Source organism: Frankia sp. Allo2, from assembly GCF_000733325.1.
GTDB classification, from domain to species: domain Bacteria; phylum Actinomycetota; class Actinomycetes; order Frankiales; family Frankiaceae; genus Frankia; species Frankia casuarinae.
In genome coordinates this window covers 13637-37126 of sequence record NZ_JPHT01000041.1, presented here as the reverse complement: position 1 = coordinate 37126, position 23490 = coordinate 13637, and the positions used below count along the sequence as shown (strand labels likewise).

General features: G+C 68.2%; 16 protein-coding genes and 2 pseudogenes. 14 read left to right on the top strand and 4 right to left on the bottom strand.

Annotation, left to right across the window (positions count from 1 at the left end):
- From ALLO2_RS26640 to ALLO2_RS19815, 3 genes and pseudogenes are all read left to right on the top strand, one after another.
- Positions 1 to 288: pseudogene (locus tag ALLO2_RS26640) on the top strand (IS66 family transposase); the annotation flags it as partial.
- A 2222-nt stretch (positions 289 to 2510) separates the two neighbouring features.
- Complete coding sequence (locus ALLO2_RS19820; RefSeq protein WP_011437128.1) at positions 2511 to 3146, top strand: hypothetical protein; 636 nt, start codon at positions 2511 to 2513, stop codon at positions 3144 to 3146.
- A 477-nt stretch (positions 3147 to 3623) separates the two neighbouring features.
- A complete protein-coding gene (locus ALLO2_RS19815; protein WP_035734106.1) occupies positions 3624 to 4079 on the top strand; it encodes a hypothetical protein in 456 nt (151 codons plus the stop codon).
- A 371-nt stretch (positions 4080 to 4450) separates the two neighbouring features.
- Here the strand turns inward: ALLO2_RS19815 and ALLO2_RS19810 are convergent, their stop codons facing one another.
- From ALLO2_RS19810 to ALLO2_RS24980, 3 genes are read right to left on the bottom strand one after another with little or no spacing between them, the layout of a single operon-like run.
- Positions 4451 to 5707 (bottom strand): type II toxin-antitoxin system HipA family toxin, encoded by a 1257-nt coding sequence (locus tag ALLO2_RS19810; protein WP_011437125.1) that lies wholly within the window; start codon positions 5705 to 5707, stop codon positions 4451 to 4453.
- Positions 5707 to 6021, bottom strand: a complete 315-nt coding sequence (locus ALLO2_RS19805; RefSeq protein ID WP_049760933.1) for a helix-turn-helix domain-containing protein — start codon at positions 6019 to 6021, stop codon at positions 5707 to 5709. Before ALLO2_RS19805 ends, ALLO2_RS19810 begins: the two co-directional genes overlap by 1 nt.
- Positions 6022 to 6060: 39 nt before the next feature.
- A complete protein-coding gene (locus ALLO2_RS24980; protein WP_084588503.1) occupies positions 6061 to 6333 on the bottom strand; it encodes a transposase in 273 nt (90 codons plus the stop codon).
- A 405-nt stretch (positions 6334 to 6738) separates the two neighbouring features.
- Here ALLO2_RS24980 and ALLO2_RS19795 point away from each other — a divergent pair, with 405 nt between their 5' ends.
- The 11 genes and pseudogenes from ALLO2_RS19795 to ALLO2_RS19750 all read left to right on the top strand — a co-directional run bounded on the left by ALLO2_RS19795 (position 6739) and on the right by ALLO2_RS19750 (position 21947).
- Positions 6739 to 6981: a hypothetical protein gene (locus ALLO2_RS19795; protein ID WP_023841742.1), complete on the top strand. Its 243-nt coding sequence runs from the start codon at positions 6739 to 6741 to the stop codon at positions 6979 to 6981.
- 54 nt (positions 6982 to 7035) lie between these two features.
- Positions 7036 to 7953: an NADP-dependent oxidoreductase gene (locus ALLO2_RS19790; RefSeq protein WP_011437121.1), complete on the top strand. Its 918-nt coding sequence runs from the start codon at positions 7036 to 7038 to the stop codon at positions 7951 to 7953.
- A gap of 693 nt (positions 7954 to 8646) precedes the next feature.
- Positions 8647 to 12057 carry a DISARM system SNF2-like helicase DrmD gene (drmD, locus tag ALLO2_RS19785; RefSeq protein WP_232235216.1) on the top strand — a complete coding sequence of 1137 codons (3411 nt, stop codon included), beginning with the start codon at positions 8647 to 8649 and terminating at the stop codon, positions 12055 to 12057.
- Complete coding sequence (locus ALLO2_RS19780; RefSeq protein ID WP_035734103.1) at positions 12054 to 16361, top strand: type IIL restriction-modification enzyme MmeI; 4308 nt, start codon at positions 12054 to 12056, stop codon at positions 16359 to 16361. The genes drmD and ALLO2_RS19780 overlap by 4 nt, the downstream gene beginning before the upstream one ends.
- A gap of 443 nt (positions 16362 to 16804) precedes the next feature.
- On the top strand, positions 16805 to 17350 hold the full coding sequence (locus ALLO2_RS19775; RefSeq protein WP_011437117.1) for a hypothetical protein: 546 nt from the start codon (positions 16805 to 16807) through the stop codon (positions 17348 to 17350).
- A gap of 62 nt (positions 17351 to 17412) precedes the next feature.
- Complete coding sequence (locus ALLO2_RS23600) at positions 17413 to 17640, top strand: hypothetical protein (protein ID WP_023841739.1); 228 nt, start codon at positions 17413 to 17415, stop codon at positions 17638 to 17640.
- Positions 17641 to 17930: 290 nt separating this feature from the next.
- A complete protein-coding gene (locus tag ALLO2_RS19770; RefSeq protein WP_011437116.1) occupies positions 17931 to 18344 on the top strand; it encodes a hypothetical protein in 414 nt (137 codons plus the stop codon).
- Positions 18345 to 19138: 794 nt separating this feature from the next.
- Positions 19139 to 19315, top strand: coding sequence for a hypothetical protein (locus ALLO2_RS25960; RefSeq protein WP_157493474.1), 177 nt, complete (start codon positions 19139 to 19141; stop codon positions 19313 to 19315).
- A gap of 234 nt (positions 19316 to 19549) precedes the next feature.
- Positions 19550 to 19879, top strand: a pseudogene (locus tag ALLO2_RS27495) (SAM-dependent methyltransferase); the annotation flags it as partial.
- An 8-nt stretch (positions 19880 to 19887) separates the two neighbouring features.
- A complete protein-coding gene (locus ALLO2_RS19755; RefSeq protein ID WP_023841736.1) occupies positions 19888 to 20451 on the top strand; it encodes a hypothetical protein in 564 nt (187 codons plus the stop codon).
- Positions 20452 to 20504: 53 nt separating this feature from the next.
- Positions 20505 to 21947 (top strand): recombinase family protein, encoded by a 1443-nt coding sequence (locus ALLO2_RS19750; protein WP_035734102.1) that lies wholly within the window; start codon positions 20505 to 20507, stop codon positions 21945 to 21947.
- A gap of 646 nt (positions 21948 to 22593) precedes the next feature.
- Here ALLO2_RS19750 and ALLO2_RS19745 read toward each other — a convergent pair.
- Positions 22594 to 23400 carry a bifunctional 2-polyprenyl-6-hydroxyphenol methylase/3-demethylubiquinol 3-O-methyltransferase UbiG gene (locus tag ALLO2_RS19745; protein ID WP_232235215.1) on the bottom strand — a complete coding sequence of 269 codons (807 nt, stop codon included), beginning with the start codon at positions 23398 to 23400 and terminating at the stop codon, positions 22594 to 22596.
- Positions 23401 to 23490 lie beyond the last annotated feature (90 nt).

The following is a 23490-nucleotide window of genomic DNA, read 5'->3' as shown; positions in this document are numbered from 1 at the left end:
CTACGGACCCCGGTCGTCGGGCGGAAGAACTACTACGGCGCACACGCTGAGTGGGCCGCGCACCTCGCCGCCCGGGTCTGGACCATCGTCGCCACCGCGGAGCGTAACGGCCGTGAACCCCTCGCGTTCCTGACCGGCTACCTGAACGCCTGCGCCACAGCCGGCGGGAAAGCNCCCGCCGGCCCCGCCCTCGAACCCTTCCTCACCTGGCAGACCACCACCCAGACCGGCAGCCCTCCCAGCACCGACCCACCCCAGGACGGCCCACCCGACGGGCCCGAGCCCTAACCCCACCCACAAGCCGAAAACCACCCGACCGGCAACACCGGCCGGGCCTTCGGCCCGCCCACCCACGCCATCACCGAACTCTTACACACCGGTAATGTCAGCGGGGCAGGAAAATCCGGTGGAGCAGGCAACGTCGGCGGCTCGGTAAGTGGTGACAATCGGGCGCAGACCCATCTGGGAAACGGCGACATCAAGAATATTGTGAATCTGATCGACCTGGCAAAGAAGCGAGTTCGCCGGCCCGAAGCCATCTCCGGCGCGACTCNTCGCGAGCTGAGCGGAGTGTTCGTTCGGCCCACCGGCTTCGCGGATGCGGCGGAAAAGATAGAAAAACACCGCCTGGTGCTGCTCTCGGGATCCCCCGGAGACGGCATCCACGCCGCGGCGTGGATGCTGGTGGCTGGAGCCGGTGGTGCCAGGGCCGGGACGGAGAGGATTGAGCGTATTCCCGCCGATGTCGAGGCAGACGACGAGCCGGACATTCCCCAGAAAGCGTTGGACGATCAGGCGCGGTATCTTCTCGACCTGTCCGAATTGATGCCGTCTCGCTCCGAGGAACTGGCGAAGCGGCTTGAGGCGCTGCGGGACGTCGTTGCCGGCTCGGCCCGCTATCTGGCGGTCATTCTTCCAGCGGACTCGGTGAGATGGCTGCCGGCCGAGCTGCGGCGACTCGTGCCCGAGATGAGCCGGCCGGACTGGCGTTCCGTGCTGCAATCACACCTCGCCGTATCCATGCAACCAAGCGCGCAGCCTGATCTTGCGACGATAGTAAAGATCATCGAAAAGTCCGCCGATCTCGCCGATCTCGGGGCCGCCACGCTGTATCAGGTGAGCCGGGTGGCCGTAGCGTCAGCGAAACTCCTGGGTATGCGTCCGGGCGCGGCTCTGCCGGACTGCCTCCGGTTGGCCTGGCGGGAGGTCAAACGGCAGGACAGCGATTATGGGAAGGAGATCGACTGTCTGCTCGAGAACGATCGGACCGGCATGAACGCTCTCCTTCTCATCACAGCGGCCATGCTGGAGGACGCGGATCGGGACCTGGTGTTCGTTGCGCAACGGGAGCTCGCCCGGGCCGGTGAGTTTCGCCTTCCAGATGACCACGCGTTGACCCGCCCAGGTTTTCTGGCCCGCCTGGGAGAGATCGGTGTCGTCCGCGACGAGCAGAGACCGATCCGTTTTGAGAAGACGGGATTCGGCGTGGCCGCGCGCCACTATGCCTGGGACAACTACCCGACGTTGCGTCCGGCCTTTCTCGATTGGGCGGAACGGCTTCCCTCGCCGCCGGGGATCTTTTGGCCCAACGATGTTCTGACGAGGTTCGCGGAACGGTTCACCGAGGAGTCGTTGCGGAGTGATCGAGCCGATGATGCCCTGGATCTTGCGTATCACTGGATCGGTCGCCGTCGTGTCGCCGCGATCCCCGCGTGCTTGGGCCTGCTTACGAAGGGCCTGGAGGAGGGAGCGGAGGGAACCGGCGGCCGGAAGTTCCGGCAGCGGATCCGTGCATGGTCGGAGGATCATCGGCTGGACGCCTACCTGGCGCGTATGTGTATCGAGCTCTCTGGTAAAATAATATATGATATCTATCCGTTTCAGGCGTTGACCCGACTGCACANCTTCGCCGCGCATGAGAATCCGCAGGTTGCCAGCGCGGCCATCGATGCCGTCGAGACCCTGGCAAGCGCCGACCGGGACAACTATCGCTATGTACTTGGCCGGTCCGTGAGAGCGCCCTATGCCGTCCGCGGATCGACGGGGAACGCGGAGGTTTTTCTGCGCCTGGTGTCGGCCTCTCGGTTGTATGCCAGGGACGCCGTCGGATGGCGGCCTGTCGACGATCCCGAATGCGGGGAGCTTTTCCGTGGCGGGNGGNTCCTTGTGCTCGAGGCCGATGCGCCGCCCTCGAAGGAAACGATCGGGCTGGTCCATCTCTGGCTGGATGACGTGGTGCAGGCTGTTGGGCGGGGGCCGACGATTTTACCGGACTTGCTCGTCGACGCGCTGCGTGAACGTTTTGATCTGCTTTCATCGCTGCGGGCGATCCTCGGTCGTTGGGTGGATCGGCCGCTGGGGGATTCGATGGCGCCCGACCAGGCCGCAGTTCGCACCTATCTCCTCGACCGGATCGATAAGGAGCTCTTCGGGGAGGATGTCGGCTTGCGTCCGCCCTCCTCGCCAGGTGACNCCCAGCCGTCGCCCGCCGCAGGACGAGAGGAACAACGATGACCAGGAGTCAGTGGGTCGTCTTCGTCATGAACCTTTTCGGTCTCCTCGCCACGCCGCTTCTTCTGGGGTGGATCGTGGGCGGGCCGTTGTTGATCTGGGTAGTTCTTGCGCTCGCTCTGACAGGAGTGACAGTCGTCCAGGCGTGGCCGGTGCGCGGGATTCTGGATGCGGAGAAGGCTCCTCCGTCGCCAGTGGTAGTCCCTACGATGGCGATGACCCCGGTTCCCGTCCTCTCCGACGAGTACCAACGCGAGCTGGAGAGACGGCGTGATCTCGCTCAGGTGTTCTCTGCCGCGGACTCGGCGGCGGTCTGGCACCTGGCTCGCGGCGATGCGGATATCGAGGCAACAGGCCGGGCGATGCCCGTGCTGGACTATCTCGTCTCAGTGATCAGTCCAAAGGCGGAGAGCCGATTGCCGAGGCCGCGGAAGTGGGAACACACTGTGGACGACGACATGACCTTCGAAAAGCATGCCGAGGCGATCATACAGGCAGTCCTCCCAGATCCAGCGGACGGCAGGCGAGGCGACCTTGCCGCGCAGCTCGGAATCGTGCTCGACAGATGGAACACATCGGGGGAGTTCGGCAAACTACTGAAGCAGCTGTATCCCGCCTCCCAGGCCATTTTGTAGTCGATAGACCACCTTGATCACTTCTGGCTGCGGCGGAAGCGTGGCCTGCCCTCGACGGATGCCGGCGACACGCCGGAGGAATCCGAACACGCAGCAGCGCTCGCCTGGGCCGGGTGGATCCGTCAGGAGGCGGACCGCGCCATCTCCTCCTGCGACCCGGCAGCTGACGTATATCACTCCGGACGAGGCGCCGTTGTCAGAATTGGACCGATTCATGCCGAAGGGCATGACCGCCTACTACCCACCCGACAATTACCATGCGTGGTGGGAGTCCGTGAACCGCGAACCTCAACATTCCGCATCTCCCTTTCCAGCGGGTGTATAGGAGTTGGAATCTCCTCTTCATCCCGCTAAGGCCACGCTCCGTGGCTAGCTGATCGTCGAAGTCGGTCGATGATCCGTTTGCGGACCTCGTCGAGCACGCTAGTCTCTGTTACCGATAGTAGCGATTCACTCTCTCTCGGTTCTGGAGGAAGCGTGGACAAGTCCGTGAGGCGGAAAGCCGCGGTTGTCGCGGTGTCTACGGCGGCGGCAGTGTTCGTCACCGTGGGGCCGGCGGCTACGAGCGCGCTGGCGTCGAGCTATCTCGGTGGCCCGGTGGATGAAAAGATCGCCAAGGATCATTGGGGTAAGGACGGCTGGGACGGCTGGGACGGCAAGGACCGGTGGGACGGTAAGGACGGGTGGGACGGCTGGNACGGTAAGGACGGGTGGGACGGCTGGAACGGTAAGGACGGGTGGAACGGTAAGGACGGCTGGAACGGTAAGGACGGGTGGGACGGTAAGGATCGGTGGGACGGCAAGGACGGCAAGGACGGCAAGGACGGTAAGGACCGGTGGGACGGCAAGGACGGTAAGGACCGGTGGGACGGCAAGGACGGTAAGGACCGGCGCCACAAGGACGACTGGGATTGGGATTGGGATTGGGACTGAGCTGACGAGAGGACCTGGACGGAACGCCACTGAAATACGGCGAACCGCTAGGAGAAACATGTAGCGGGGTTGGCGAGGGCGTCCGGCACGGGTTCCAATCGGCAATGACCGCCCGGGTTTTCCGGCCGCCGCGGCGCCGGACACCGTAGCTCTACGGTGTCCGGCGCTCGCGTCCCGTGGCCGCCACGCGCGGGTAGCGGGAAGGCGGCGCTCCGGCTCCCCTCCAGCGTCTATGACATCGTTGAGTGTGTCACGGACGACGGTGAGCAAGGCGATGAGCTGATCGTGTCTGGTGGCGGGGCCGCCGGCATGTCCGAGGATTGACCGATAGGCCGGACGGGGCCGGGTGACGCCCGATACCGGAGCCAATCTCAAGGCACCCTGAGAGCACGGGCGATCCGTCGTTGTTCGCTCTCGTAGGCCGCTGCCATCCGGTCGGCCTGGCTTTTCGGGATGCCGAGCCCGGCTGCGGCCTGCCGCCAGCCCGCCGTGGCGGTCTCCACCTCCCTGACGAGGTCGCGGGCCCTCGGCGGCGACAAGCGGAAGTAGTTGCCCACCGACAGCGCGAGGTCGATGCTTGCGTCGGTGTTGTCGAGATCGACGGCCGTGCTCAGCCGGGCCGGGTTGTCCGGATTGGGGTTGAGGTCGTAGGCAGGAGAGAGCGCCCAGCCGTCTCGCTCGCGCAGGAACGCGTGATTGCGCAGGTGGTCGTCGGTGTTCCCGGTCAGGATGGAGAACAGGATCCGCCGGTAGAGCTCACGCAGGTCGGCGTCAGCTCTCGGCGAGTAGCGTTCGATCACCTCGGCGATCTCGAGGTAGCTGCGAAGGTCCCCGTCGGAGGCCTCGAGCATTGTCAGGGCGCTTGCGAACCCCAGACGCCGCGCGCCGATGCGGTCGAAGCGGCTCAGGAGCAGTACGTGCCGGCCGGTAACGGTCAGCAGTTCCGACTCCGCCACGGTGAGCCCCGCTCTGCGAGCGAGCCTCAATTGTACCTCCTCCCAACCGGCCACGTCCCATTCGTCACTGTCCGAACGCGGGAACTTGGCGATCGAGAGCCGCCCGGACACGTCCCGCACCGCCGCCTTGGGGCGCGCGCCGCCGAGCGAGCTACCTGCGTCGATGAGGTCCGCGAGGTCGCGGTCGAAGTCGCCCTCCGCGCGGACGCGGTCGGCTGCTCGCATGAGCCGGGCCAGGTCGATCAGCCGTGGGACCGCGTGCCGGTGCGTCGAATAGTAGGTGGCGGTCGCCGGCTGGCGGAACCTGACACCTCCCTGGCGGGTGTCGTCGCGGACGCCGAGAAGGAAGTCGGCCTTACCGAGAGTGCGAGGTGTGGTCTCGGCGGCGCGGGCGCGCTCGCGCTCCTCACGCCTCATGAGGTTCTCACCCCATCGGTCGGGGGCGCTGTCGGCGAACGCGTTGAAGATGGCCGACCCCGCCGGCGTGTGGAAGACGCCGGCGGCTCTGGCCAGCGCCGGGTCGAGGTCGTATCCGGCCGGGTTGGTCAGGTAGGCGTCGGCATATCGGAACGTGGCGCTCTGTCCGCCGCGGTTGTGAAGCCACAACGTCCCTGCGGCGGTCTCCTGCCCGTCGATCTCGACGGTGACCTCGACAGGATCCCGTCCGGCCATCAGCGCCGTACTCGCTTGGGGAGGATCTCGTCCATGCGCAGCCGGCCGACGTCGGTCTCGTACGGGTCGGTGGCCCTGACGACGGCATCCATGATCCCGATGGTGCGTAGCACCCTGAACAGGTTCTCGGTGCTCGCGGTGCCCTTACCCTGCTCGATGGCGCGCAGCGTGTCCCGGGAGATCCCGGCTCGCTGGGCGACCTGGGCCGCGGTCAGCCGGTTCAGCTTCCGCCAGGTCGACACATGCTCGCCGAGCAGACGCAGCGACCGCGCCACCGACAACGGCGTGGCATGCGAGGCCCTGTCGCCGACCATAGCCAACATCATACGAGTCTACGGCGGTTAAGTTCGCCGTTAAGTGCGGCTCCTCCGTGTGGTGGCCGACCAGGTGGGGCAGGCCGGGGCGAAGACGGTCATGACGGGTAGATCGCGTGCCCACCCGAGCCGTCTGAGCCAGTGGCGGTCTCCGGATTCCACGTCCTTGGCTTTNTTNACCCATTTTNCCAGCGTCATCTCATGGACGCCGATGTTCCGGGCGACCTCGGCGACCGGACGGCTGCCGTCGATGACGAAGGCTACCGCTTGCTCCTTGTACTCCTCGGTGAATCCGCGACGTGTCGCGCCCATAGCTCGCTCTCCCGGCAGATCGGGCAGCTACCTCAGGTATCCACCGAAGCGGGTACGATCCAGGCATCAGTCGCAAGACCCTACAAAAGCTCAGTTGACTGGCAGGGCGCTGATATCCGAACCCTGCGATATTCGACGATCTTGGTGTTGTGTGACGCCGGCATCGGGTCTCGTCTCCTGGAGCCCGCCGGTCCGAAGCGAGCTGTCGCGGGCGCGGCGTGACCATCTTCCTGATTCCACACCAGCTGGCCAGGGCGGAGCGGCTGTGGACCGGGTCTCGATCCTGACACCACGCTGCGTCTGATCGGCCGCGCCGGCGGAGTTGCGCACCCGGCCGTTCGCCCGCAGGCTGGAGATTCGGGGCCGCACCGTGCCGTCTGACCCGGACTTCATCGGTGTCGGCGGATGGCACCGCGATCTGTCCGGCGCTTCCTGCTGACCCTGCGGATGGGTGGCTTGGCCATCGGCTTTGTTGTCATGTCCGATCGTGCCCAACTGGGTGAGATCGTCCGGCGGGCGCGGAATGGGCGGCGGAATGGACGGCTGTGGACGAACATCGGCAGCATCGCAACTCTCGACGATGCCGTCGCGGCCTTCGGCCCGACCGGGCGGATCGGCGGGCAGACGATCGTCCGCGTTCGTCCGTGAGCGACACGTGCCCACCACTGTGCCCAAGACAAATGGCCGGGGAGGCAGTTACCCATGAAGGCGATCGTCGTGACGGACCAGGCTGCGGGAACGGCCGGGATGAGCCTGGTGGAGCGGCCCGAGCCGTCGGCGGCGATCAACGACGTCGTCGTTGAGGTTCATGCGTCGGGTTTCGTCCCGACTGAGATGGCGTGGCCCTCGACCTGGACCGATCGTCTCGACCGTGACCGAACACCGTCGATCCCCGGGCATGAGCTGGCCGGAGTGGTCACGGTCCTCGGCTATGGCACGACGGGGCTGTCGGTGGGACAGCGGGTGTTCGGCCTCTCGGACTGGCATCGCGACGGCACCCTGGCGCAGTATGTGGCCGTCGAGGCACGCAATCTCGCACCGCTCCCGGGCGACGTCGACTTCACGGTGGGCGCGAGCCTGCCGATTTCGGGGCTGACCGCGTGGCAGGGGCTGTTCGAGCACGGCCGCCTTCAGGCGGGGCAGAGCGTGCTCGTGCATGGCGCGGCCGGCGCAGTCGGGACGATGGTGACGCAGCTCGCGCGCGAGTTCGGTGCGTACGTCATCGGCACCGGACGCGCTGCCGACCGGCAGAAGGCGCTCGACTTCGGCGCGCAGGAGTTCGTCGACCTTGAGAACGACGCGCTGGAGGACGTAGGCGGGGTCGATCTGGTCTTCGATGTCATCGGCGGCGACATCCAGAAGTGGTCCGCGGGTCTGGTTCGAGCCGGGGGAACGCTGGTGTCCGTCGTCGGACCGGTCGGGGCGCGGCCCGCCGACGGCCTGGCAGTCGACTTCGTTGTCGAGTCCGATCGCGTTCAACTGGGTGAGATCGTACAGCGGGTGCGCGACGGACGGCTGCGAACGAACATCGGCAACGTCGCGACCATCGACAATGCCGTCGCCGCCCTCAATCCGACCGAGCGACGTAAGGGAAAGACGATCATCAACCTTCGTCCGTGAGGACTTCGGGGACAGCGACCGGTCCTGCCCTCCTCATGGATCAGCGTCAGCCGTGTGGCCAGGCGAGGGGTCGATTGGTCCGCATTCGTCTGCGAGGCGGTGTGAGGTGGAGGACGGGATCGGCGGGCAAGGGTTTGTGGCACAGCGTGTACGCACCGTTCGTGGGGGCGTCAGCGTGGGTCGGTGCCGCCGACGAACCAGCCGCTTCCGCGCGAGTTCATCCACATCCCGGAACGGACGAACACGAGTGACCTCGTCCTCAGCCTGACCGGGGGTGTCAGCGACCTTGAGGCGGCACTTCGTGACTATGTGATCACGGATGCCTTGGTGGTCAACGAGGGTTGGGCGCGCTCTCGGGCCTTGAGACCGTGCCCAACCTCCACAACTTTCTGGCGCGGACGGGTCGCGGCGTCTGGTGCGGACGGGTCGCGGCGTCTGGTGCGGACGGGTCGCGGCGTCTGGTGCGGACGGGTCGCGGCCGGCGGCCGGGGCTCCCGCGGCACCACGATGTCGAGACCCGGTCCGCCATGGGTCATGTTGGTGAATTGAGTTCACAGATGCTAATCTGCCCCCTGGATGTCCGTTAGGTCTGAGATGGGGACCGAAGAGGGCCGGCACGGTGCCACCGGGCCGGGAATCGGTCGCCCGGCGTCCTGCCAGACTGGTCGGGCTGTTCACCAAGGGGGGTATCAGGTGCCGAGTTCGACGACCGAACGTGCTCCGTCAGCACGCCGCGTCCGCCAGCAGGCCATGGGCGGGACGGGGCCGGGCCCGGGGGCGCCGGCATCTGACGAGCGTCCCGACATCGGCGCGCTGGTGGAGGTCCGTGGTCAGAAGTGGGTGGTCGCGGACATCGACGGACCGGCCGCCGGCGGGGCGAGGTGGATCGCGGCGGACGTGGGCGCGGCGGACGTGGGCGCGGCGGATAAGGCGGACGCGGCGGGGCCTGACGCCGTCGGGGACGGAGCGGCGCCGAGCACGAGCACGTTGGTCATCCTCCAGAGTGTGGAGGACGGTCGCTACGGCCACACCGTCGAGGTGATCTGGGAGGTCGAGCCGGGCCGGCGGGTCCTGCCCAGCGGTTCGCTGCCCGACGTCACCCGGGGCGGCTTCGACCCACCGGGCCGGCTGGCCGCCTTCCTCGACGCGGTGCGCTGGTCGGCGGTGACCTCCGCGGACGCCCGGCGGCTGCAGGCCCCGTTCCGCTCGGGGGTGGCCGTCGAGGACTACCAGCTCGAGCCGGTGGCGCGCGCCCTTGCGGCGCCCCGGGTGAACCTCCTGCTCGCCGACGATGTCGGCCTCGGTAAGACCATCGAGGCCGGGCTGGTCGCCGAGGAGCTGCTGCTGCGGCACCGGGCGCGCCGCATCATGATCGTCTGTCCGGCCGGGCTCACCCTGAAATGGCGCGACGAGATGGCCGAGAAGTTTGGCCGCGATTTCACGATTATTGACGCGGAGCGCTGCGCGGCGGTCCGTCGCTCGCACGGCAGCGCGGCGAACCCGTTCGAGGTCTACCCGCTGACGATCGTCAGCCTGCCCTGGCTGCGTGGCCCGAAGGCGCAGCGGCTGCTCGACGAGGTGCTGCCCGGCGATGGTCAGCCGACCTACCCGCGGACCTTCGACCTGCTCATTCTCGACGAGGCCCATCACATCGCCCCGGCCGCGCCCAGGCAGGTCTACGCCGTCGACTCCCAGCAGACCAAGCTGATCCGCCGGCTCGCGCCGCACTTCACCCACCGGCTGTTCCTGTCCGCCACCCCGCACAACGGCTACCTCGCCTCGTTCACCGCGCTGCTGGAGATCCTCGACGACCAGCGGTTCGCCCGTGGCGTCGAGCCGGACCGGACGGCCGTGGACGAGGTCGTGGTCCGCCGGTTGAAAAGCAGCATCGAGAACGCGGACGGCACCCCGCGGTTCCCCCGGCGCCGCTCGATCGACATGCCGGTGGTCTATCCGGACGGCGAACGGGAGATCCACGGCCTGCTCAAGGAGTTTGCCGCACTGCGCCGGGCCCGGCTGGATTCGCCGCGCGGCCGCAAGGCGACCGACCTGGTGACCCTGCTGTTGAAGAAGCGGTTGTTCTCCTCCCCGGCGGCGTTCGGCCACACCGTGGGCGTCTACCGGGAGACCCTCGTGTCCCGGCACGGGCGCCCGGTCCACGCGTCCCGCCTCGCGGACGAGGCCGAGCCGGGGATGCCTGGGCCGGGGATGCCCGAGCCGTGGATGCCCGAGCCGTGGATGGAGGACTACTTCGACGACGTCGCGACCCTGGACGACGAGCAGCTCGCCGACGCCGAGGACGACGCCCTCGGCCGGATCGGGCCGATGCAGCTCGATCCCACCGACGGCGAGATCGAGCTGCTGGACCGGATGCGGCGCTGGGCGGACGCCCACGAGGCCGAGCCGGACGCCAAGGCCCGCGCGCTGCTCGATTATCTGAACGCGGTGTGCCGGCCGGACGGGCGGCACTGGTTCGATGAGCGGGTCGTCGTGTTCACCGAGTACCGCGACACGCAGATCTGGCTCGCCGGACTGCTGCGCCAGGAGGGGCTCGCCGGGGAGCGGCTCGGCCTGTTGCACGGCGGGCTGTCCGTTGACGAGCGCGAGCAGCTGCGGCTCGCCTTCCAGGCCGAACCGAGCGAACATCCGATGCGGGTCCTGCTCGCCACCGATGCGGCGAGTGAGGGCATCGACCTGCAGAATCACTGCCATCGGCTGGTCAACTACGACATCCCGTTCAACCCGAACAAGCTGGAGCAGCGGATCGGCCGCATCGACCGGTACGGGCAGCGCCGTTCCCCGGAGATCCGGCACTTCGTCGGCTCCGGCTGGTCGGGCAGCGTCGATTCCTTTGAGGCCGACCTGGAGTTCCTGTCGCGGGTGGTGAAGAAGGTCGCGCAGATGAAGGCCGACCTCGGGTCGGTCAACGCGGTGCTCTCCGATCGGGTGCAGCGTCGGATGCTGGGGGAGCGGATCGACCTCGGTCCCGACGACCTCGACGTCGGTCCGGGCGGCTCCGTGGCCGCCGGAGGCACCGTCCCGGTCGCGGAGAACGTGCGCGAGCAGGTGCGCCGGCTGCGGGCGAACCTCGACGACACGGTCCGCGAGCTCGGCATCACCCCGGCGGCGGTGCGCCGCGTCGTCGGCACGGCACTGAGCCTCGCCCGCCAACAGGCACTCACCCCGTACGTCGACGAGAAGGAGCACGCCGAGGGACTGTTCACGGTGCCGACGCTCACCGGCTCGTGGCAGCGCGCCTCCGCGGGACTCACCGAGAAGCTGCGCCGTGAGGACCTTCCCCCGGGCACGCCGCCGCGCCAGCGGCCGATCACCTTCGACTCGGCCATGGCGAAGGACCGCGACGACGTCGTGCTCGCGCACCTCGGCCACCGCCTCGTCGACATGTCGACAAGGCTGCTGCGGGGCGCCGTCTCCAACGCCGACGTCGGGCTGCACCGCGTCACCGCCGTGCGCTCGGACGATCCGCGCTGCGAGGAGGTGCTGATCGGCGCGTTCTCCCGGTTCGTGCTGGTGGGCGCGGACGGCGTCCGGCTGCACGAGGAGGTCCTGTACGCGGGCGGCTGGGCGCCGGCGACCGGGCGGTTCCGCCGCCTGGAGAACCTGACGGTCCTCGGCGATCTCGTCGGTACCGCGCTCGCCGCCGGCCGGCCCGTCTCCGGGGAGACGCGGGAGCGGCTCGCCGAGCGCTGGCCGGCGGTGCGGCCCGGGGTGCTCTCCGCCCTGGAGTGGCGGACGAGGACCCGCCAGGAGTCGCTGACCCGCCTTCTCGGCCAGCGCCGGGCCGCCGAGGAGAATCGGATCACCACTATCCTCGATCAGTTCGCCGCGACGCTGCGCGGTGCGATCGAGGATCCGGAGAACGACGAGGACGCCCTGTTCAGCCGGTTCGAGATCGCCAGGAGCCGCGAGGAGCTGGCCCAGTACCGCAAGGACCGGCAGGCGTGGCAGGACCGGCTCGACCGGCTCGACCAGGAACGGCGACGGGAGCTCGACGTGATCGCGCAGCGATACCGTGACCCGAGGCAGCACCAGTTCCCCGTCGCGGTCGTCCTGGTCGTGCCGGCAGCGGAGGAGGCGCGATGAGTACCGTGGGTGCCACCACGCGGGGCCGGGGCATCCCCGGAGGTCGCGGCAGCGGTGGCGGCAGCGGCAGCGGTGGCGGTCGGCGCCGGCCGCCCGCGCCGGACGGCTCCGCGCAGCACCGCGAATGGCTGAGCCTCATCGAGGTCAGCGGGCCGTTCCTCAGCCTGCCCGTGCTCCGGCGGGTCTGGCCGACGCTCGACCCGCTGGAGAAGAAGACCCGGGAACGCCTGCGCCGGGAGCACACCGCCTGGCTGGACGATCCCGTCGGCGGCCAGGCGGCCTGGGTGCGTTTCGTTCTCGGCGAGCTACTCGGCTGGGGGAACACGCTCGTCCTGCCCGATGGCACGAACGGCGCGGGTGGCGCGGACGGCGCGAACGGCGCGAACGGCGCGCTGCGCTCGTTCACCGTCGACGTCGGCGAGCACGACGCGCACCTCGTGCCGTCCTTCATCCTCGTCGATCCGGACACAGCGGACACAGTGGCCGCGGGGGACACAGTGGCCGCGGGGGACACAGTGGCCGGGGGGTCGTCCGAGGTGAAACCGGACGCGGTCCGCGTGCTCGGTCTGGTCGTCGCGCCGTCACAGTCCCCGACGGCGCGGATCGCCGGGCAGGCCTGGGCTGCGACGCCGGTGGACCGGGCGGCGATCGCCTGCCGGCATCACGGGATCGAGCTCGCGCTGGTGACGAACGGCCGGCAGTGGGCGTTGGTTTGGGCGCCGCGCGGCGGGGTGACGGCGACGGCGGTGTTCGACGCGGTGTCCTGGCCGGAGGCGGCCGAGCGCGACGTCGTGCGGGCGTTCGTGTCGTTGCTGTGCCGGCGGCGCTTCTTCGGCGTACCCGACGACGAGACGCTGGTCCCGTTGCTGAAGGCGAGCCTCGGCAGCCAGGAGGAGATCACCGAGGCGCTCGGCGTCCAGGTTCGCCAGGCCGTGGAGCTGCTCGTCGCCGCCTTCGGCCGCTGGCACGTCGCCGAGCGGGACCGGGGTGGCGCCGGGCTGCGCGACGTCGGCGCGCACGACGTCTACCGGGGCGCGGTCGCGGTGATGATGCGCATCGTCTTCCTGCTCTACGCCGAGGAACGCGGCCTGCTGCCCGCCGGCAACGACCTGTACGCGAGTACCTACTCCGCCGGCCGGCTGTGCGCCGAGCTGGAACAGCAGCTTTACGACGGCGCGACCGAGGACGACCTGGAGCAGTCGACGGCGGCCTGGCACCGGCTGCGCGCCCTGTTCACCGCCGTGTACGCGGGGGTCGATCATCCCCGGCTGCGCATGCACGCCTACGCCGGTTCGCTGTTCGACCCGGCCGCCCATCCGTGGCTGCCACTCGGCGTGGACGACCGCACGGTGCTGCACATGCTGCGTGCCGTCCAGTACATCCAGGTCGGCAGCGGGAAGTCCCGGGAGCGGCGGACGCTGAGCTTCCGCTCGCTGGACGTCGAGCAGATCGGTTACGTCTACGAGGGTCTGCTCTCCTACGATGCCGAACGCGCCCCGGCCGCGGAGGTGGTCGTCGGCCTGGCCGGCCGGGAGGGGCTGGAGGCCGAGGCGAAGCTGTCCGAGCTGGAGGAGCTCGCCTCGCGTCACCGGGGCCGCCCGCTGCTCGCCGCCGCGCTCGCCGAGAGGTTCGCCGCCAGCGGGATCGGCGCGCCGAAGGCGGTCGAGCGCCGGCTCGTTCCGTTGGAGGCCGGCGAGCGGGAGGAGGCCCGCAAGGCCCTGCTCGCCGTGACCCGCGGCGACTACCCGACCGCCGAGCGGCTGCTGCCGTTCCACGGCCTGCTGCGCACGGACCTGCGCGGCCAGCCCGTCGTGGTCCTGGAGGACGGGCTGTACGTCACCGAGTCGCCGCTGCGGAAGAACACCGGCACCCACTACACCCCCAGGTTCCTGGCCGAGGAGGTCGCGGACAACACCCTGGAGCCCCTGGTCTACGCCCCCGGGCCGTTGCAGACCGCCGACCGGGGCGCCTGGCGGCTGCGGTCCAGCGCCGACATCCTGTCGCTGAAGGTCGCCGACATCGCGATGGGCTCGGCCGCGTTCCTCGTCGCCGCCGCCCGCTACCTCGGCGACCGGCTGGTGGAGGCGTGGATCCGTGAGGGTGACCCGCGGGCCGCCGGGCACGCCGGGTACGCCGGGTACGCCGGTGACGCCGACGCGGACGACGTCACCGTCGAGGCCCGCCGGCTGGTCATCGAGCACTGCCTGTACGGGGCGGACATCAACCCGATGGCCGTGGAGATGGCGAAGCTGTCGCTCTGGCTGGTGTCGATGGACCCGCGCCGGCCGTTCACCTTCCTGGACGACCGGCTCGTCTCCGGCGACTCCCTGCTCGGTATCACCTCGGTCGAGCAGCTGGAGTACATGCACCTCGACCCGGCCAAGGGCCGGAAGATCCACTCCGACATCTTCGGCTGGACCGCCGGCGTCCGTGAACTGGTCCGCGACGCCGCCGGGCGGCGCCGGGACCTTGTCGAGACCGACGGCTCGTCTCTGGCGGGACTTGCGAGGAAGCGCAGGCTCCTGTCGGGGGTGGAACACGACACCGAGCGGCTGCGGCTCTTCGCCGACCTGACTGCCGGCGCCGCGCTCGTCGGCTATCAGAAATGGTCGGGGACGAGTAACCCGCATGCCCGCGCCGAGATCGACGAGGAGAAGAAGGCCAGCCGGGAAAGCTTCTCCCTGACCGCGGCCCGCCTCGCTGATGAGGTCACCGGCAAGCGGGATGAGACCGAGGCCCGGAAAACGGCACAGTCCTGGTTGGCCACCGATTACGTTCCCGGCGGTTTCCGGCGGAAACCCCTGCACTGGCCGCTGGTCTTCCCCGAGGTCTTCGAGGAGGGCGGTTTCGACGCCGTCCTCGGCAACCCCCCGTTCCTCGGTGGCCAGAAGCTGACCGGTGCACTGGGCGTGGCGTATCGCGAGTACCTCGTCGAGGAGATCGGCGGGGGNGNACGGGGGNGCGCCGATCTGGTCGCCTACTTCGCGCTGCGTGCGCACTCTCTGCTCAACGGTGGCGGTCAGACGGGGCTGATCGCGACGAACACCCTGGCCCAGGGCGATACCCGTGAGGTCGGCCTTGACCAGATTGTCGCTGACGGGAACGTCATCCGCCGGTCGATCAAGAGCCGGCCCTGGCCGTCGAAGTCCGCGGTCCTGGAATTCAGCGCCGTCTGGACCACAGGGCAGATCGGGCCGGCCGCAGCCCGGTTCGCCGACGGCGTCCAGACCCCCGTGATCGCACCCTCCCTGGAGCCCGAGGCACGAGTGTCCGGAAATCCTCACCGGCTGGAAAAAAGCGCAGGAATCTCCTTTATTGGAAGTTATGTCCTGGGTCTTGGCTTCACGATGGAACCCGCCGAGGCCCGCGCGTTGATCGCGAAGGATCCGCGTCATACCGACGTGCTGTTCCCCTATCTGAACGGTCAGGATCTCAACTCGCGCCCCGACTGCTCGGGCAGTCGTTGGGTCGTCAATTTCCACGACTGGCCTGAGGACCGCGCAAAGCGGTACCGCGACTGTTACGACCAGGTCCGCCTCCTCGTCAAGCCAGAACGTGACCTCAATCGCTTTAGTAAGTCGGCCCGTGAGCGGTGGTGGCGATACGAGCGTTCCAGGCCTGAACTCTACGGCGCTATCGCAGGTATCGGGCGGGTAATCGTCATCACTCTTGTGAGCCGCACGGTGATGCCGGTGATGGTGCCGACCGGGCAGGTGTTTTCGCATATGCTCGGGGTCTTCGCAACGGACGACACGGCAATGCTGGCCTTGCTCTCCAGCTCGCCGCATTACTGGTGGGCGGCCTCGCGGGCGTCGTCGATGAAGGCCGATCTTCGGTACACGCCGTCGGACGTGTTCGAGACCTTGCCGTTGCCTGAACTGACGGGGGAGATGCGGGAATTGGGGGAGGGGTTGGACGGGTTCCGGCGGGAGGCGATGCTGGCGCGGCAGTCAGGGCTCACCAAGACGTACAATCTGGTTTTCGATCCGGGCTGCAACGATGCCGATATCGCCGAGCTGCGGGAGATCCACCGGCTCATCGACGAGGCGACCTTTCGGGCGTACGGGTGGGTCGATATGATCGACCGGGGCCTGGACCACGGCTTTCATCCGGCCGGGAAGTACACTCGGTACACGATCGGGCCGTGGGCGCAGCGCGAGGTGCTCGACCGCCTCCTCGAACTGAACCACGCCCGGTACGCCGAGGAGGTCGCCGCCGGCCTGCACGAGAAGGGCGCGAAGAAGAAAGGCGCCCGCGCCAGGGCGGCCGCATCGCCGGACCAGGGGTCGCTGCTTGACCTGTAGCCGGAGACAGCGAACGACACCCTACGTTTGACGCCGGGCCGCCCGCCCGATTTCCAGGTGACCGGTCCGCGAGAGTTCTCCATTCGCCTTGTCCACCGGCCGAGCCACGCGCGCGGTCGACATTCTGCCGTGCCCGGATTCTCGGGGGGATCCGGGCACGGCCATCCTCCATCCACCTTTTCCGACTTTTCCGAAGCTGTTGACAGAAAGCTCGAAGCGATTCAGAATCGTTGTTGTCCGGGATTGATCTGATCGGCTGGCGATAGCGGGACCTCGCCGCCTTTCTCGGATACCGACGGGTTTCACGGCCGTCCTGTCGGTACATTCTTGCGACCTCGCCCGTCTGCCCAGGCAGCCGGCATCGACCCGCAGCCTGATATTCGACGTCTCGTTCACCACTCTCATCGGCGTGCTATGGCGCGCGCCTTTTCACGGGGGATCTCATGAGTACTGCACGTTTCGCCGTCGCCGCGGTTCTCACTGGCCTGATCGGCCTCACCGGGCTCACCGGCTGCAACCTGGACGACACCTCCGTCTCCTCGACCGGCGCGACGGCCGCGCCCGGCGGTGCCGCGGCGGCCGGCGGGGCCTCCCAGGGGGCGAAGCAGGCCCAGTACGGCGAGGTACTCCAGGTCAGCAAGGGCGGCGAGGTCGCCGCGACGGTGAGCGTCGCCGCGCCGAAGGCGGTCCCGTCCTTCTTCTCGGGTTTCAGCAAGCCCACCAGCGGCCCGGCGTTCGCGACCTTCATGGTGTCGTTCACCTCGGCGAAGGCCGGCTTCGCCGTCAACCCGTTCGACTTCTTCGTCCGCACTCCGGACGGTGCGCGGGTCCAGCCAACGATCGGCTGCGAGCCGGCGTTCAACGCGGCGACCCTCGGCCAGGGGGAGAAGTACCAGGGCTGCCTGACCATCGACGCGGCCCACGGCGTCCTCGTCTACGCCTCCGGCCTGTTCGGCGCGACCGGCCTCGTCGAGTGGCCAGGCTTCTGACCGTCGACCGGCGGCGGCGAGCCACCCCGTACGACACACACCGAGGAGAAGAGAGATCCGGAATGGCCATCATCATGCGGCTCCCCGACGGTTCCATCGAGAGCATCGCGACGACCCACGGCGGTGCGGACGGCAGTCACCTTCGATGCGAACTGATAACCGTTCGACCGGGTGATGAGCGGTACGAGGAGCTGAACGCCCGGTTGGCGGGTCGCCCGCGCCGGGCGAAGAAGGCGCACGGCGTCCTCCGCCGCATCATTCGCGTCGTCCGTCCGGGGCGGCGGGCATGATCCGCCGCGGTGAGCAGCGGCTGGGGCACCGCTGCGGCCCACGCCGCGACCTGACCTGCATTGACGAGCAAGATGTCCATTTTTGTGGATGCACTTTTCTGGCCCGGCTCGGAGACCGTCATCCCAGGTCACGGAATTTTTGACATTCAGCAAGGAAAGGGCGAGGCCAGGGCCTCCGGGCCCCAGTCGGGCCGCTCTCCTGGCACTTCTGGCGTTCTCCAGACACGACCTACTTCTCCATGTAACAATACGATCATGAGCCTTTCGGCTGGCAAGAAGGGGAGAACCGCATGAGTAATGTCACGAATCTGACCGTTCTGATCGACAGCGAGCCCGCGCCGAGCGGCTGGATAAAGATCGACAAGGATCTCAATGCTGGCGCGGGCGGCGCTTATCTGTATTTCGCCTATGAGAAAGGTGCCGGAGATCCCATCACCAACATAATCTTCCTGCTCAACAAGGACGAGTCTGCTCCACCGAGCTATCACCGTATCGACGTCGATCTCAACAAAGGTGCTGGCGGCGCTTACATTTATGCTGCCTTCACTCGGGAGCCCGCCCTGGGCAGCCCGATAGAGGATCTGGATGTCATACTCGGTGACAACAGTGGGATTCAGCCGCAGGCACCGTGGCGGCGTATCGACGTTGATCTCAACAAGGGCGCTGGTGGTAAGTACATTTACCTTGTGTACAGAACCGCTTAAAAATCTAGGTTTTAGGTCGCTGACGAGTCTGTAGACGTAGCAAGGCGTACATACGGCCCCTGGCGCGCGCAGCTCAGGCGGCCATGAACGCGAAACCCCTCCCAGTCACGGGAGAACGGGCGGGGAGGGGTCTGCTGCGGGGAATCTTCCGGAACTGGATGTCGAACCGCTCAAAAGTCCGGGCTTCATAGCTGGGGACCGGGCCGTTGACTAATCTCACCATGTGCTGCCCGCCTGGCGTCACGAGATCTATGAACCAGTTGTGTCGGGATAGGCGGCGTCGAGGTGGCCTCCGACGGCGGTAGAGGGAATGCGTGCTGATTGCTACTCATTTCCTTCCGGTGTGAAGACAATCCATTCTCCGGGTTTGCGAACGGTGAAGCCGGATCTGTTCCGCGCGTGCGATGGAGACCTCGCGTGGAGTGGGCGTTGGCCCGTCGAGGAGGGCTGCCTTTCGTTCGGCTGCGGTGGCGGCCGGGATGCCACCGTCGGGTCGGGGCCGCGGGGGTTCCTGGGAGTCGGGTGACGATCCGATGGGTGCGTCGAGAAGATCGAGTTTGCGTTGGAGGACGGCGGGCTCGGGGCCGGTCTGGCTCGTCCGGGTGGATGCCGGGGTGTCGGGTGGAGCGGTAGCGTCACGGGGCATGGGCGCTCACGCGCCGATTGTGGGGTTTTCGGTGGTGACTGTCGAGGGTCTACCCGACTTCTCGGCGTAGCTATCGGGCTGGCCGCGCCCGGTCGACAGCCGGCCGGTTCGCAGAGGTGTTGCCCGTCCGCCGAGCCGTCCGCCGCCGGTGCGGCTGCTCGCCGAGCGGACCGGCCTGCGGACGGGGTTGTCGGCGGCGATGCGTCGGCGGGAGTTCGTCCCGGTGTACGACCGGGGCAGGTCCTGGTCGATGTGGCGGGTGCGCCCCTCTTCCACCCCGGCCCGTGACTACATCACGTCACCACCGGCCGTTACTGAATGGTAGGCGGGAAAATGTGGATCATGGTGTACCGCGGAGAGCCCCTAAAGCCGCCTGCCACCATCCGCAGGCGAAGCACCATAATTCAGTGACAACACATCCGTTCTCCCTCGGCACCGGCAGCGCCGCAGGTCAGCCGGCCGTCCGATGGAGGTGGCGGGGAACGCCGAGCATACCTAGACGCGATTGAGGGGCCGGGACGTGAGCGACAACCCGACGGATGACCGCTGGAACACGCCAGTGGAGCGGGTGGAGACGGTGGAGCGGGTGGAGCTGCGGACGGACGTGCCGCATTCCGCGCGGATGTACGACTACTTTCTGGCTGGCAAGGACAACTTCCCCGCTGACAGGGAAGCCGCCGAGCGGGCGCTGGAGGTATTCCCGGCCCTGCGCATCGCCGCCCAGCAGAACCGGGCGTTCGTCCACCGCGCCACCCTGTTCCTTGCCAAGGAGGCGGGTATCCGCCAGTTTCTTGACATCGGCACCGGCATCCCGACCTCGCCGAACCTGCATGAGGTCGCCCAGGGTATCGCTCCCGACACGCGGGTGATCTACGTGGACAACGACCCGTCGACCCCATGGACGCACACACCAGCAAGGCCCCGCGACTGTCGGACCCTCAGCGCCGTGCGCTGACCCTCGTTCACGAAGGCACCGTCTTCTACCGGGCCGACAGCTTCGGTCACGGCTACTTCTCGGCGCGCGGCGCGTCCGAGATCAAGCTCAACGCCCGGACGATCGACAGCCTAGTCAGGCACGGCCTGATCGTCGAGGTTCCTGACCGGTTCCGTGACCTGCGCGGGGGGCTGGTTCGTATCCGGCCCTACCGGCTGACCGGCGCGGGCCGCACCGCTCTGGGGCTTGTCGAGGAGGCTCCGTCCGGCGACGTCCCGGCGACGGTGGACGTTGCCGACGTCGAGGTTGGCATGGCCACGTCGCTGGGCTGGGTGGACTACGTCTCCCGGCTGGACGGTGGCGGGGCCATCGTCTACTACCGGCCGTTTGATCGGTCTGCGCTCACGTGCCGCGCGTGGCCTGCTGGGGAGCGGCTGACGCTCGTTTCCTGCCCGCACGTCCCCAACTTCTTCGATCGCTCCCGCTGTGCGAAGTGCGGTCACGAGCTGGGGAGCGTGGCCGCGTGAGGCCCAATATCACACTCTGGTCGGACACACGGGACACGGCGTACGGTTCTGGGGTGGTTCGCAAGCTGCGCACGATCGGCTACCGGCGGATCTCCGATGACCGTGAAGGGATCGAAGCCGGGGTCACCCGCCAGGACGAGGACATCCGGGAGCTGGCCNCCAGGCGTGACGATGTCGACCTGATCGACGTGCTGACCGACAANGACCTGTCGGCCACGAAGGACTACCGGCCGGAGTTCGAACACATCCTGGCCATGGCCGCCGCTCGCGAGATCGACGCGGTGATCTCGTGGACGTCGAACCGGTTCCTGCGCAACCGGCCCGACCGGATGCGCGTGATCGAGCTGTTCAGGGACCGCAACGTCATCCTGGTACCGGTCAAGGGCACCACCATGGACTTCACGTCCGCCGATGNCCGGATGATGGCCGACATCATCTTCTCGATCGACGCGGGCGAGGCCGAACGCACGGCGGAGCGTGTCTCGCGGGCCGCCCAGCAGCGGGCAGAGCAGGGCCGCCACCACGGCGGACGCCGGGCCTACGGCTACGGGCCGATCGTCGCCACCGACCACGCGGGCAAGCCGGTACGGGACTTCCACGCGGTCATCCCCGAGGAGACGGCGGTCATCCGCCGTATCGCCGCTGACGTGCTGGCGGGCGTGCCGTTGGGCGCCATCGCGCGCCAGCTTCAGGCGGACGGTGTGGCGACCGTGACGGGCCGTCCGTGGGACCCGACCACGCTCAAGGAGATGATGGTCAACCCGCGTCTGATCGGGATGCGCGGCTACCAGACCCGCAGCACGCGGCGCAGCACGGGAGCCATCGCGGTCATGGGCCAAGCGGCGTGGCCCGCTGTGCTGGACGTCGACACGTGGGAGCAGGTCCGGGCGATCCTGACCGACGCACGGCGGCGGACCAACACCGATGCGCAGAAGGTGCGGCGCCTGCTGGCCGGGTTCGTCTACTGCGCGTCCTGCGGGCACAAACTGACCGGGAACGGCACGAACGGCACGCGGCTCTACTGCCAGCGGCGCGACGGCCGCTGTCCGGCCAAGGTCCGCATCGGGGAAGCCTTCCTCGTCGGGCTGGTCTCCGCTGCCGTGCGGAAGCGTCTGGACGAGCTGGTTCTCCAGCCTGCCGCGACGGAGGACCCTGGGGCCGCCGCGCTGGCGACGCTGGAGGCCCGCAAGAGCGCGCTGGCGGACCGGTGGGCGTCCGGGAAGATGGAAGACGACGCCTACGACGACGCCCACAAGGCCATCGTCCGCCAGATCCGCGAGACCGAGGCCCGGATGCACACCAGCGCGCGACGACGCGCCACGCTGCCCGTGGACGGCGCCGCGGGCTGGGACGGACTCGGCGAGGACATCGCGGCCAAGCGGGTCATCCTCACCCAACTGATCGACGGCGTGATCGTCGGCGGGAACGGAACCGTCGAGGGCGACAAGGCACAGCGCGTACGGATCGTGTGGCGAGACCTCAACGACCCCCGGTAGCCCCCCACCGCCGACGAAGGCCCCCGGCAGCTTGCCGGGGGCCTTCGTCATACCTGCCCGCCATGGCGGCTGAGAGCCACGCTGGCACGCCGAACCGCCCTTCCGGCCCCCTCTTCCCCCCTGCTGCGTCCGTGGACTTGTTGGCGGGCCGAGCGTGCGGGGCCAAAGAGTCGGCGGGAGTGCCACCGTCACGGGGGCGCCGTTGCCCGCGCCGTGACGGAGGCACGCTGTGCACGATCTCGACAGCTCGAACGGGGCGCGCGGCACCGTGCCGGCAAACGCCCCCAATGGGACAGGATGCGATGGCACAGCGGGATCGTGCAAAGCCAGCGGCACAGCGCGTCCGGGACACCAGGGCCTTGACCTGCGACGCTGTGACACGCGCGGCCGATGCCAGCGATCAATGGTCCACATTGACCAGTCCGCGACCAGTCCGCTGTGACTACCCGCGCTGGGCGCCCAATCTGCACAGCGATCTTGCACGACAACCATGGTTGTCGGAGCACGGGCGACAACGACGGTTGTCGCATGGCCGACGACGGGCTCACCACCACGAACCGGCCGCGCGTGTCCCTCGCCAGTTGCGCTGAGGCGCCGCCAGAGTGCCTGAGGCATCCCGACGCGCTGGACAGGTCAGCCGATAGCCCTACGGCTTGCGGGCCACGCCGATGACATGAGCGCTCGTTCCGAGCATCGACGGTTCGGTTTCGGTCAGGCGGACCGCCCTGAGCAGATCGCCAGGGTCGGCCATCCGCTGTTCCAGGTCGCCCAGCAGCCAGGCGAAACCCTCCACCGCGACCAGGCGGATGTCCTGGTAGCCGGCGAGGTCGAACTCCGCGCGCAGCTCCTCAGGGTGGTGAAAGTAGGCCCAGAAGCCGCCGGCGGCCGACTGGGCTGGGTCCTGGCTGAGGCCGACACGCAGGTTGCGGTCAAAGTCGTCCCAGATCTCGCCGCTTCCCAACAGGCCCTTCTTCGTCGCGTCGAGGACCCAGGCGTGCCGGGCGATGACCTCGACCAGAACCTCACCACCCGGCCGAAGGACCCGGGCCGCCTCGCGCAGCGCCGCGACCCGGTCATCCCGCTGGACAAGGTGATAGAGAGGGCCCATCAGCAGCACGACGTCGGCCGTCTGATCGGCAACGGGAAGACGACGGGCCTCACCCAGCTCGACGCGAAACGGCGCGTGCGGTTGCGACCGGGACCGGGCCCGCGCCCTCTCGACATGGCGGACGACCGGGTCAACAAGGAGAACGTCATAGCCGCGCCCGGCAAGATGCGCCGCGTGCGTCCCCGGACCGCCACCGACATCCACAACACGGCCGTGCCCGGGCAGGAACCGCGCGAAGATGTCCCAGGTCCGCAGCCGGACCAGGTCACCCAGGCCCGGCCGCCACAGACGGTCGTCCTCGTCAACCAGCTCATACCGGGCCCTCACCCGGCTATCGATCTCCACCCGGCCCAGTATGGAAAGCCCGCCCACGCTTGGCGATCTGTTTTGCCTGCCCCGCCGCGACCGCAGCCTTCCGCTTCGCAACCACTGTCA